Below are 11,222 nucleotides of genomic sequence, written 5' to 3'. Positions count from 1 at the left end.
GCGGGCACAGCCCGGTGCACCATGGCCGGAGGTTTCGAGGCTCGGCGCCGGGGCGCCTCGCACCTCAACCACCGGCAAGCTACGTGCCACCAGCGCCAGGCTTGCCGCCATGCCGACTGTGCCGCCTACCGGAGGCAACTGCGCGCGCGGCAGCGCGGCGCCCGCGCCGAAGGCGCGTCGAGGGCAAGTGCGGGCCGAAGCGGAGCGAGGCCTGCGCGCCGCCCTCGACAGGCGACGCGCTCGCGCAAATCAGCTCGAGCGCAGCGCCCCGCGCCGAAGGCGCGTCGACGAGGGCCCGCGGGCCGAGCGCAGCGAGTGCCCGTGCGGCCCTCGTCGACAGGCGACGCGCTCGCGCAGACTAAGAGAGGTCGAGGCCGGGGTAGAGCGGGTGCTTGTCGAGCAGCTCGGCGCTGGCGGCGCGGACCTTGTCGGCAACGCCGTCGGCGAGGACGTAGGACGCCTTCGACGGGGCACCGGCGGAGGTGGTGCCGGGCGTGGTGCTCTTCAGGACCTCGGTGATGAGGTCGGCGACCGCGTCGAACTCCGCCGCACCGAAGCCGCGGCTGGTCAGGGCGGGGGTGCCGATCCGGATGCCGGAGGTGTACCAGGCGCCGTTCGGGTCGGCGGGGACCGAGTTGCGATTGGTGACCACACCGGCCTCGAGCAGGGCGGACTCGGCCTGGCGGCCGGTGAGGCCGTAGGAGCTGACGTCGAGCAGCACGATGTGGTTGTCGGTGCCGTCGGTGACGAGCTTGGTGCCGCGCTTCTGCAGGCCCTCGGCGAGCGCCTTGGCGTTGTCGGCGATGTCCTGCGCGTAGGTCTGGAAGGCGGGCGTGCGGGCCTCGGCGAAGGCGACGGCCTTGGCGGCCATCACGTGCGAGAGCGGGCCGCCGAGCACCATCGGGCAGCCGCGGTCGACGCTGGGGGCGTACTCCTCGGTGGCGAGGATGAAGCCGCCGCGCGGGCCGCGCAGGGACTTGTGCGAGGTGCTGGTGACGACGTGGGCGTGGGGCACCGGGTCCTCGTCGCCGGTGAACACCTTGCCGGCGACCAGGCCGGCGAAGTGCGCCATGTCGACCATGAGGGTGGCGCCCACCTCGTCGGCGATCTCGCGCATCTTGGCGAAGTTCACGCGGCGCGGGTAGGCGGAGTAGCCGGCGACCAGGATGAGCGGCTTGAACTCCCTGGCCTTCGCGCGCAGGGCGTCGTAGTCGAGGAGCCCGGTCTCCGGGTCGGTGCCGTACTGGTTCTGGTGGAACATCTTGCCGCTGATGTTCGGGCGGAAGCCGTGGGTCAGGTGGCCACCGGCGTCGAGGCTCATGCCGAGCAGGCGCTGGTTGCCGAGCTCGTGGCGCAGCTTCTCCCAGTCGGCCTCGGTGAGGTCGTTCATGTTCTTCACGCCGGCGTCCTTGAGCCAGGGGCCCTCGACGCGGTGGGCGAGGATCGCCCAGTACGCCGTCAGGTTGGCGTCGATGCCGGAGTGCGGCTGGACGTAGGCGTACTCCGCACCGAAGAGCTCGCGGGCGTGCTCGGCGGCGAGCACCTCGACGGTGTCGACGTTCTGGCAGCCGGCGTAGAAGCGGTGCCCGACGGTGCCCTCGGCGTACTTGTCGCTGAACCAGGTGCCCATGGTGAGGAGCACGGCGGGCGAGGCGTAGTTCTCGCTCGCGATCAGCTTGAGCGACGCCCGCTGGTCGGCGAGCTCCTGGCGCGTCGCGTCCGCGATGCGGGGCTCGACGGAGGAGATGACCTCGAGCGCCTGGCGGTATGCGCTGCTGACGAGTTCGCCGTTGAGGGAGTTGTCGCTCATGGCCCACAGCGTAGTGGTGCGCGGCGTCGCTGCTGCCCGGGCCGGGCCTGGCGGTGGTCGCGGATCCTTGAGAGGCCTCTCCGGGTGTGACGTGCATCGCAGGCCCTGCGCGATCACGGTGCAAACCGTGACCTTTCGTCCACATTGCGAGACGTGTGTCCACAACATGAGATTCCGATTTGGTGACGCCGCGTCCGAAGGATGAGACTCATTGACATGGTCACTGCTGCTACCCATGCGCACCTCGTGGTACGACGCCACGTGGACTTCGGGCGCACGCGCAGCATGATGTGTTGGCCCCGCTGATCACGCCGACCGCCATTCTCCGAGCCGCGCGCCGCTGACCCTGCCGCGCGCCCATCAGCGAAGGACCTCCTCTCCGCATGCCTGACCTGCGCTACAAGCCCGAGCCGGCCAAGTTCACCGAGATCCCGCGCCCCCGGCGCGCCGAGGGCCAGTGGGCACTCGGGTACACCGAGCCGCTCAACAAGAACGAGCAGTCCAAGAAGGACGACGACCCGCTCAACGTGCGGGACCGGATCCTCTACATCTACTCCAAGCGCGGCTTCGACTCGATCGACCCCGCCGACCTGCGCGGCCGCTTCCGCTGGATGGGCCTCTACACCCAGCGCAAGCCCGGGATCGACGGCGGCCGGACCGGTGCCCTGGAGGAGGAGGAGCTCGACGACCGCTACTTCATGCTCCGGGTCCGCTCCGACGGCAAGCTGCTCTCCCCCGCCGCCGTGCGCACGCTGGGCCAGATCGGCGTCGACTTCGCCCGCGACACCGCGGACGTCACCGACCGGCAGAACATCCAGTACCACTGGATCGAGATCGAGAACGTCCCGGAGATCTGGGAGCGCCTCGACGCCGTCGGCCTGCACTCCCTCGAGGCGTGCGGCGACTCGCCGCGCCCCTTCCTCGGCTCGCCGGTCGCCGGCGTCGCCAAGGACGAGATCATCGACGGCACCCCCGCCCTGGAGGAGATCGAGCGCCGCTACATCGGCAGCAAGGACTTCTCGAACTTCCCGCGCAAGTTCAAGACCGCCGTCACCGGCCACCCGAGCCAGGACGTCTCCCCCGAGACCAACGACGTGTCCTTCGTCGGCACCGTCCACCCCGAGCTCGGCCCCGGCTTCGACGTGTGGGTCGGCGGTGGCCTGTCGACCAACCCGATGCTCGCGCAGAAGCTCGGCGTGTGGATCCCGCTCGACGAGGTCCCCGACGTGTGGGCCGGCGTCGCCGGCATCTTCCGCGACTACGGCTACCGCCGCCTGCGCTCGCGGGCCCGCCTGAAGTTCCTGGTCGCCGACTGGGGCGTGGAGAAGTTCCGCGAGGTCCTCGAGAACGAGTACCTCGGCAAGAAGCTGGTCACCCTGGCCTCCCCGGAGTCGCCGGTGGGCCACCGCGACCACGTCGGCGTGCACGAGCAGAAGGACGGCCGCTTCTACATCGGCGTCGCCCCGACCGCCGGCCGGGTCTCCGGCTCGCTGCTGGTGGCGCTGGCCGACCTGCTCGAGGAGTACGGCGTCACCGGCGCCCGCCTCACGCCGTACCAGAAGATCGTGCTGATCGGCGTGGACGGCGACAAGGTGGAGCCGCTGCTCGACCGCCTCGACGAGATCGGCCTCAGCGGCCGGCCCTCCGCGTGGCGCCGCAACACGATGGCCTGCACCGGCATCGAGTTCTGCAAGCTGGCGATCGTCGACACCAAGAACCGTGCCCGCGACCTGGTCGACGAGCTCGAGCGCCGGTTCCCGGACCTCGACACCCCGATCACGATCAACGTCAACGGCTGCCCGAACGCCTGCGCCCGCACCCAGGTCGCCGACTTCGGCCTCAAGGGCCAGCTCGTCGTCGACGAGAACGGCGAGCAGGTCGAGGGCTTCCAGGTGCACCTCGGCGGCGCGATCGGCCTGCGGGCCAACTTCGGCCGCAAGCTGCGCGCGCACAAGGTCACCAGCAAGGGCCTGGACGACTACGTGACCGCGGTGGTGACGAACTACCTGGCCGACCGCACCGAGGGCGAGGCCTTCGACGCGTGGGTGCACCGCGCCGACGAGGAGCTGCTGCGCGGCGACAAGGTGCTCGAGACGAGGACGCTGGAGTCGGTCTGATGTCGGAGGAGTCGGTGTCGCGGAGGGCAGTTCCCTACCACTGCCCGTTCTGCGGCGAGACCGACCTCTGGCCCAACGAGCCGGCCGGCTGGCAATGCCGGGGCTGTCGCCGGGTCTTCAAGGTCGAGCTGCTCGGCCTGATGCCCGCCCCCACCCGAACCACTGACGTAGAAGGAGGTGCCTGATGACCGCTCCCGCCACCGCTGCTGCCCGGAGCTACCGCGGCACCCACACCGAGGGCCGCTCCCCGGAGGAGCTGCGCGAGCTGGTCTCGCACTGGGGTGCCGAGCTCGAGCTCGCACCCGCCGAGGTCATCATCGAGTGGGCTGCGGCCACGTTCGGTGAGCGCTTCTGCATCACCTCCTCGATGGGCGACGCCGTGCTGGCGCACCTCGCGGAGAAGGTCGTCCCCGGTGTCGACGTGGTCTTCCTCGACACCGGCTACCACTTCGTCGAGACCATCGGCACTCGCGACGCGGTGCAGGCGACGATGAACGTCAACCTGCTCACCATCACCCCGGTGCAGTCCGTCGCCGAGCAGGACGCGGCGTACGGCCCGGAGCTCTACAAGCGTGACCCCGACCTGTGCTGCGCGCTGCGCAAGGTCAAGCCGCTGGCTGACTCGCTCGCCCGGTACGACGCCTGGGCGACCGGCCTGCGCCGCGCGGAGACGCACAACCGGGTGATCGCCCCGGTGATCGGCTGGGACGCCAAGAAGCAGAAGGTGAAGGTCTCCCCGATCGCCCGGTGGAGCGACGAGCAGGTCGAGCGCTACATCGCCGAGAACGGCGTGCTCGTGAACCCGCTCGTGTACGACGGCTACCCGTCCATCGGCTGCGCGCCGTGCACCCGCCGGGTCGCCCCCGGCGAGGACCCGCGCAGTGGTCGCTGGGCCGGGACCAACAAGACCGAGTGCGGGATCCACTCATGACAAGGACGTCATCGGACCGCACCAGGGACGAAAGGGGTAACTCCTGATGGCTGCGCCTGCACTCATCGCCCTCGCCCACGGCAGCCGCGACCCGCGTTCGGCTGCCACCATCACGGCGCTCGTCGACGCCACCAAGGCGCTGCGACCCGACCTCCGCATCGAGAGGGCGTTCCTCGACCTCTCGAAGCCGGGCTTCCACACGGTGGTGGACCGGCTGGTGAAGGCGGGTCACGACGAGATCGTCGTCGTACCGCTGCTGCTCGTGGAGGCCTTCCACGCCAAGGTCGACGTGCCGGAGATCCTCGCCGAGGCGACCACGCGCCACCCCGGCCTGAAGATCCGCGCGACCGAGGTGCTCGGCCTCGAGGCCCGTTTCCTCGAGGTGCTCGACGAGCGGCTGCGCGAGGCTCTTCGTGCCGCGCGGGTGCGTGAGCTCGACGCGCTGGTGCTCGCTGCGGCCGGCACGTCGGACCCGCTCGCCAACCAGGCGGTCGCCCGCCTCGCCCGCCTGTGGGGCACGCACCACCGCCTGCCGGTGACGGCGGCCTACGCCACCAGCGCCCCGCCGGCCACCGGCGAGGCGGTGCGCGCCTTCCGCGCCGAGGGCCGCCGGCACATCGCCGTCGCGTCGCTCTTCCTCGCCCCCGGCAGCCTGGTCGACCGGGCCACCGAGCTCGCCCTCGAGGCCGGCGCGGTCGCGGTCTCCGAGCCGCTCGGCGCGCACCCGGAGATCGCCCGGACGATCCTGGCCCGCTACGCCGTCGGCGCGGTGGAGCTGGTCCCGGTCTGATCCCGAGGGCAGCAACCCGCACGACGCACGACGGCGCCGGTCCCCGTGAGGGGTCGGCGCCGTCGGTGTCCCCGGCCCGAGCCGGCTCAGGGGATGTTGCGCCGCACCTCGACGGCCACGGCACGGTCCCGGCCGGGGCCACCATCACCGGTGTCGCGTCCCGGTCCGCCGTTGAGCACGTCGTTGCCTGCTCCGCCGCTGAGGACGTCGCGCCCGGCCTCGCCGAACAGGCGGTCGACCCCGGCATGGCCGAGCAACCGGTCGTTCCCGGCGCCACCGTGGAGGCGGTCGTTGCCGGCACCACCGAGAAGCCGGTCGTGGCCACCGCCCCCACGGGCGACGTCGTTGCCCGCACCGCCGTCAAGGGTGTCGGCTCCGCCGGCGCCGGCCAGGGTGTCGTTCCCGGTGCCGCCCCGGAGCACGTCGTTGCCCGCCCCACCGTCCATCGCGTCGTCGCCGGAGCCACCGAGGAGCCGGTCGTTGCCGGTGCCACCACGCAGCTCGTCGGCCTGGATCCCGCCGTCCAGCACGTCGTTGCCCGCACCCCCGTCGAGGACGTCGCGACCAGCTCCCCCGAGCAGCACGTCGTCGCCACCGTGGCCGACGAGGCGGTTGTTGTCCTCGTTCCCCGTGATCCGGTCCGCGAAGGCGCTGCCTCGGACGTGCTCGACGAGCACCAGCGCGTCGTCGCCGAAGCCGCTCGCGACGCCGGTCGCCAGGTTCACGGTGACGCCGGCCGGAGCTGCGGAGTAGTCGACCGTGTCCGGGTCGATGCCGCCATCCAGCACGTCGTTGCCCGCGCTGGCACGGAGCAGGTCCTCGCCGGTCCCGCCCTGCAGGGTGTCGTTGCCGTCACCGCCGTCCAGCGTGTCGTTGCCGTCACCGCCATCGATGGTGTCGTGTCCGCCGGCACCCTCGATCACGTTGTCAGCCTGGCTGCCCGTCAGGGCGTCCGCGTAGTCACTGCCGATGATGTTCTCGACCTGGGACAGCGCGTCGGTGCCCTCGCCGCCGGCAGTGCCGAAGAACGTCGTCAGGTTCACCTCCGCCCCGGAGGAGGCGCGGGAGTAGTCCACCGTGTCCACGCCGTTGCCGCCTGCCAGCAGGTCGTCGCCACCGCGCCCGCTCAGGACGTCGTCCCCGTCTCCACCGTCGAGCCAGTTCGGCAGGACGTCGCCGACGATGACGTCGTCTCCGGTCGTGCCGTACACGCTCGACATCGCAATGACGGTGTCGTCGCCGTGGCCCGTCGCCGTCTGTGCCTCGAGGTCGACGTGGACCCCACCGACGTCGCTGAGGGGCGCGAAGGTCAACGCGTCGCTGCCGGGTCCCCCGTGGAAGATGTCGTCGCCCGCACTGGAGTAGAAGAGGTCGCCGTCGTTGCCGCCGCTGAGCTCGTCGTCCCCGACGCCCCCGTCGAGCAGGTCTGCGCCGTCCTCGCCCGCAGCGAGGTCGTTGCCGGCGTGCCCGTACAGGCTGTCGTCGCCGGCCCGGCCGAGGAGCGTGTCGTCGCCGTCCTGTCCCATGAGCACGTCGCTGCCACCACTGCCGTCGATCCAGTCGTTGCCGTCGCCGCCGCGCAGCGTGTCGTTGCCGTCGCCGCCGATCAGGACGTCAACCCATCCCTCGCCCACGAGGATGTCGTCGCCTGCAGCGCCGCAGATGACGTCGTAGTCGCTGGTGCCGATGATGTGGTCGTTGCCGGACGTCCCCAGGACTACCTGGTTGCCCGACGGGACCGTCCACGGCAGGCCCACGGTGTAGCCCGGGAGCGTGCTGAGGTCGATCGTGACCTCCATGCCGTTGCAGGTCTCGGCGGCATGACCGGGCGCTGCTGCGGCAACGAGGCCGGCTGCGGCGAGGAGCGAGGCCGCAGCGCCTCGCTGGACGAGCTGGTGAGGGCTTGCCATGGGGCGCATGGCGCCGGATGCTAGCGGCGCTGTCGACTCCGTGTCCCGGGATTCACCACGCCTTTACCCCCGGGCGTCGTGGGCCTGCGGTCCGACCCCACGTCCGGGGACGCCTCAGCGCACCAGCGACTCGAGCAGGCGCTCGAGGGTCTCGGAGGGGTCGCTGGTCATCCCGCCGTGCACCGGGCTCGGCTGGATGACCGTGCTGCGCGGGGCCTTGATCAGCCCGAAGCGGGTGCCGAGGTCGTCGCGCGCCTCGCGGGTGCCGTACGCCGTCGCACGCACCCCGACGCCGAAGGATGCCTGCTCCTCGCCCCGGCAGATCCGGTCGAGCGCCGCCAGCGCGGCCTGCACCGCGGCGACGTCGACGGCGTCGTGCAGCGCACGGAGCCGGGGCTCGTCGACGACGGTGCGGATGCCGAGGAAGTCACGCATCGGGCAGTGCAGCACGACACCCACGTTGACGAACTCCTCGCGCTCCACGCGGGGGACGCAGCGGAGCGTGACGTACTGGTAGGCGTCGAGCCGGGTCGCGTCGTCGCCGGTCACCGCGCACCCCCCGGGAGCCACGGCCGACCGCCGTCGCGGCGGGCAGCGAGGAAGGCGACGTAGCGGGCGCGGAGCGCCTCCGGGCTCTCCGCGCCCGGCACCGGCTCCCACCACACGTCCGGCACGTCGGCCAGGACGCCGGTCAGCGCGTCGTCGGTGAGGGTGCGCACGGCCTGCTCGTCGGCGGCGCGCGCCTGCTCGACGTACCCGCCCAGCACGTGCTCGGAGATGTCGTAGGGCTGGGCCGCGAACCGCGTCGGGTCGCCGGGGCCGCCCGGCCAGGAGTGGTGGAAGTAGAGCGAGGCACCGTGGTCGATCGCGTGCACCGTGCCGCCCCACACCAGCAGGTTGGGGTTGCGCCAGCTCCGGTCGACGTTGGCGGTGAACGCGTCCAGCCACAGGATCCGGCCGGCCAGGTCCGGGTCCGGCACCGTCGACGGGTCGAACCCGAAGGCGCCGGGCAGGAAGTCGATGCCCAGGTTCGGTCCCGCGCTCGCGCGGATCAGGTCCTGCACCTCCTCATCGGCCTCGTAGCGGGCGATGTCCGGGTCGACGTCCAGGACGACCTGGTCCGGCGTCGGGATGTCGAGCAGGCGCGCGAGACCGGCGACGACCACCTCGGCGACCAGCACCCGCGGCCCCTGCCCGGCGCCGCGGAACTTGCAGACGTAGGTGCCGAGGTCGTCGGCCTCGACGATCCCCGGCAGGCTGCCGCCCTCGCGTAGCGGCGTCACGTAGCGCAGGACGCGGGCGTGCTCCAGCGCGCTCACAGCGGCTGCTCGCCGGCCAGGCGCTGCTTCTCGTGCTCGACGTCGAAGTCGGCCTCCGGCCAGGACAGGTCGAAGGACCGCAGCGCGTCGACCAGCAACGTGCCGATCGCCAGGTTGCGGTACCACTTCTTGTCCGCCGGGATGACGTGCCAGGGCGCGACCTCGGTGTTCGTGCGCTCGATCGCCAGCTCGTAGGCCTCCTGGTACGCCGGCCACAGCTCGCGCTCGTCGACGTCGCCCGGGTTGTACTTCCAGTGCTTGGCCGGGTCGTCCAGCCGGGCGAGGAGGCGCTCCCTCTGCTCCTCGGCCGAGATGTGCAGCATGCACTTGATCATCGTGGTGCCCTGCTCGACCAGCGCCGACTCCCAGTCGTTGATCGCGTCGTAGCGCCGACGGATCTCCTCCGGCGACGCCAGCTCCCGCACGCGTCCGATCAGGACGTCCTCGTAGTGGGACCGGTCGAAGACACCGACGAGGCCCTCGGGCGGCAGCGCCTTCTCGATGCGCCACAGGAAGTCGTGGCTGAGCTCCTCCTCGGTCGGGGCCTTGAAGGAGGTGATCCGCACGCCCTGCGGGTCCATCAACCCGACCGTGGACCGCAGGGTTCCGCCCTTGCCGGAGGTGTCCATTCCCTGCAGCACGAGCAGGACCGAGCGGTGCCCGCCGGCGCGACCGTCGGCGAAGAGCCGCTCCTGCAGCTCGGCCAGCTCCGGGGCGAGGGAGGCCAGCGCGGCCGCGCCGTCGGCCTTCTTGCCGTCGAAGCCCGGTGCGGCGTCGGTCTCGATCGCGGACAGGTCGACCGGGCCGGGCGGGACCCGCAGGTGGGCGGTCAGCTCTGAGACCGGGAACGCAGCCATGCGGCGAGACTAGTGGGCCTGCCCACCACGACGGTCGACCAACGGCGGCGTCGACGACCAGGGGAAGTCGATCCACGCCTCGGTACGACGCCAGACGTACTCAGGGCGGATCACCGTCCACGGCTTCTCGTAGATCACGGCGGTGCGGGCCTCGGCGACGTGGTCGGCGAAGAAGTCCCGGACCACCTCGAGGGTCTTGCCGGTGTCCGCCACGTCGTCGGCGATGAGCACCTTCATCCCGGTGAGGTCGATCGCCGCGGGCGTCGGCGGCAGCATCATCGGCACGTCCAGCCGCTCGTTCACGCCGGTGTAGAACTCGACGTTCACCGCCGACAGGTTCTTCACGTCCAGCGCGTAGCCGAGCCCCATCGCCAGGCCGAGGCCGCCGCGGGCGATCGCGAGCACGATGTCGGGCTCGAAGCCGTCGTCCACGACCTGCTGGGCGAGGTCGCGCACCGCGGTGCCGAACAGCTCGTAGGTGAGGACTTCGCGTTCCGGTGCGGCGGTGGCGTCAGGGGTCACCGGCACATTGTGCGCCACCGCCGGCCGGACGTCAGTACTCGTCCTCCTGCAGCGCCAGCTCCTGGCGCACGACCGCGTAGGCGAGCCCGGCGGAGTAACCCTTGCGGGCCAGCATGCCGACCAGGCGCCGGGCGGCGACCTGCTCGTCGAGCCCCTTCATGCTCCGCAGCTTGCGCCGCACCAGCTGCCGGGCGGCCGCCTCCTCGTCACCGGGGTCGACCTCGGCCAGGACCTCCTTGGCCGTCTCGTCGGCGATCCCCTTGCGTCGCAGCTCCACGGCGATGGCCGAGCGCGCCAGCCCGCGGCTGCGCTGCCGGCTCTCCACCCACGCCCGGGCGAACGCCTCGTCGTCGACCAGCCCGACCTCCTCGAACCGGTCGAGCAACCGGGTCGCGACCTCCTCAGGCACGTCCTTCTTCGCCAGCCGGTCCTCGAGCTCCTTGCGGCTGCGGGCCTTGATGCTCAGCTGGTCGAGCAGGATCTTGCGCGCGACCGACTCCGGGTCCGCGTCTTCGCCCGGCCGGTCTGCCGGGGGCTCTTCTGCCTTGCGCACGTCAACCCCTGCCTCTCGTCGCTCTCGTCAGTCTGGTGGTCGGCCTGGCTCTTCGGGTGGATCTGGGTGGTTGGTCGGGTGGGTCTGGGTGGGTGGTCTGGCGTGTGGTCGGTCCGGGTGTCGCCGGTGCCTGCCGGGCTGTGCCCCGCGGCTCGGAGCGGGGACCCCGCCGCCGGCCCCCTCCCCTGCGTGATGCTGATCTGCCGTGCCCCGGCGGCACCCCGACATCGCCGCGAGGCACACCCGTCCGGCACCGGCGCCACCCGAAGCCTCCCGGTCGGTCCTGGACGGTGGCCGTGTCTCGGGGCTGGTCGGGGATGGTCGGTCCAGGTGCCACCGGTGCCTCCCGGGCCGTGCCCCGCGGCCCGGAGCGGGGACCCCGCCGCCGGCCCCCTCCCCTGCCTGATGCTGGC

Annotated in this window: 10 protein-coding genes; 3 read left to right on the top strand and 7 right to left on the bottom strand. The window is 71.8% G+C overall.

Features of this window, described 5'->3' with window-relative positions:
- Positions 1-358: 358 nt before the first annotated feature.
- A complete protein-coding gene (locus NOCJ54_RS0122240; RefSeq protein WP_028657237.1) occupies positions 359-1,810 on the bottom strand; it encodes a glycine hydroxymethyltransferase in 1,452 nt (483 codons plus the stop codon).
- Between the two features lie 383 nt (positions 1,811-2,193).
- Here NOCJ54_RS0122240 and NOCJ54_RS0122235 point away from each other — a divergent pair, with 383 nt between their 5' ends.
- The 3 genes from NOCJ54_RS0122235 to NOCJ54_RS0122220 all read left to right on the top strand — a co-directional run bounded on the left by NOCJ54_RS0122235 (position 2,194) and on the right by NOCJ54_RS0122220 (position 5,648).
- Positions 2,194-3,927 carry a nitrite/sulfite reductase gene (locus NOCJ54_RS0122235; RefSeq protein ID WP_028657236.1) on the top strand — a complete coding sequence of 578 codons (1,734 nt, stop codon included), beginning with the start codon at positions 2,194-2,196 and terminating at the stop codon, positions 3,925-3,927.
- A 184-nt stretch (positions 3,928-4,111) separates the two neighbouring features.
- Positions 4,112-4,858 carry a phosphoadenylyl-sulfate reductase gene (locus tag NOCJ54_RS0122225; protein WP_084255626.1) on the top strand — a complete coding sequence of 249 codons (747 nt, stop codon included), beginning with the start codon at positions 4,112-4,114 and terminating at the stop codon, positions 4,856-4,858.
- 46 nt (positions 4,859-4,904) lie between these two features.
- The gene (locus NOCJ54_RS0122220) at positions 4,905-5,648 is read left to right on the top strand and encodes a sirohydrochlorin chelatase (protein ID WP_028657234.1); all 744 of its coding nucleotides are present in this window, start codon (positions 4,905-4,907) and stop codon (positions 5,646-5,648) included.
- Positions 5,649-5,734: 86 nt separating this feature from the next.
- On the opposite strand, the gene NOCJ54_RS27680 is transcribed toward NOCJ54_RS0122220, so the two are convergent.
- The 6 genes from NOCJ54_RS27680 to NOCJ54_RS0122190 all read right to left on the bottom strand — a co-directional run bounded on the left by NOCJ54_RS27680 (position 5,735) and on the right by NOCJ54_RS0122190 (position 10,809).
- Entirely contained in the window at positions 5,735-7,567 is a 1,833-nt protein-coding gene (locus tag NOCJ54_RS27680; RefSeq protein WP_084255624.1) for a calcium-binding protein, read from the bottom strand.
- A gap of 105 nt (positions 7,568-7,672) precedes the next feature.
- Positions 7,673-8,107, bottom strand: a complete 435-nt coding sequence (locus NOCJ54_RS0122210) for a DUF3037 domain-containing protein (protein ID WP_028657233.1) — start codon at positions 8,105-8,107, stop codon at positions 7,673-7,675.
- On the bottom strand, positions 8,104-8,877 hold the full coding sequence (locus NOCJ54_RS0122205) for a HipA family kinase (RefSeq protein WP_028657232.1): 774 nt from the start codon (positions 8,875-8,877) through the stop codon (positions 8,104-8,106). The genes NOCJ54_RS0122210 and NOCJ54_RS0122205 overlap by 4 nt, the downstream gene beginning before the upstream one ends.
- On the bottom strand, positions 8,874-9,734 hold the full coding sequence (locus NOCJ54_RS0122200) for a polyphosphate kinase 2 family protein (RefSeq protein WP_051486282.1): 861 nt from the start codon (positions 9,732-9,734) through the stop codon (positions 8,874-8,876). The genes NOCJ54_RS0122205 and NOCJ54_RS0122200 overlap by 4 nt, the downstream gene beginning before the upstream one ends.
- A 9-nt stretch (positions 9,735-9,743) precedes the next feature.
- A complete protein-coding gene (locus NOCJ54_RS0122195) occupies positions 9,744-10,256 on the bottom strand; it encodes a phosphoribosyltransferase (RefSeq protein ID WP_028657230.1) in 513 nt (170 codons plus the stop codon).
- A 31-nt stretch (positions 10,257-10,287) separates the two neighbouring features.
- A complete protein-coding gene (locus NOCJ54_RS0122190; RefSeq protein WP_028657229.1) occupies positions 10,288-10,809 on the bottom strand; it encodes a regulatory protein RecX in 522 nt (173 codons plus the stop codon).
- Positions 10,810-11,222: the final 413 nt, after the last annotated feature.

This window comes from Nocardioides sp. J54 (assembly GCF_000519005.1).
GTDB lineage: Bacteria > Actinomycetota > Actinomycetes > Propionibacteriales > Nocardioidaceae > Nocardioides.
The sequence above is the reverse complement of the archived record's forward strand: the minus strand, read 5'-3'. Positions and strand labels throughout refer to the sequence as shown.

Bases quoted from the DNA above. Each gene is read 5' to 3' on its own strand.
- NOCJ54_RS0122240 (WP_028657237.1), bottom strand. From the start codon at position 1,810: ATGAGCGACAACTCCCTCAACGGCGAACTCGTCAGCAGCGCATACCGC.
- NOCJ54_RS0122235 (WP_028657236.1), top strand. From the start codon at position 2,194: ATGCCTGACCTGCGCTACAAGCCCGAGCCGGCCAAGTTCACCGAGATC.
- NOCJ54_RS0122225 (WP_084255626.1), top strand. From the start codon at position 4,112: ATGACCGCTCCCGCCACCGCTGCTGCCCGGAGCTACCGCGGCACCCAC.
- NOCJ54_RS0122220 (WP_028657234.1), top strand. From the start codon at position 4,905: ATGGCTGCGCCTGCACTCATCGCCCTCGCCCACGGCAGCCGCGACCCG.
- NOCJ54_RS27680 (WP_084255624.1), bottom strand. From the start codon at position 7,567: ATGCGCCCCATGGCAAGCCCTCACCAGCTCGTCCAGCGAGGCGCTGCG.
- NOCJ54_RS0122200 (WP_051486282.1), bottom strand. From the start codon at position 9,734: ATGGCTGCGTTCCCGGTCTCAGAGCTGACCGCCCACCTGCGGGTCCCG.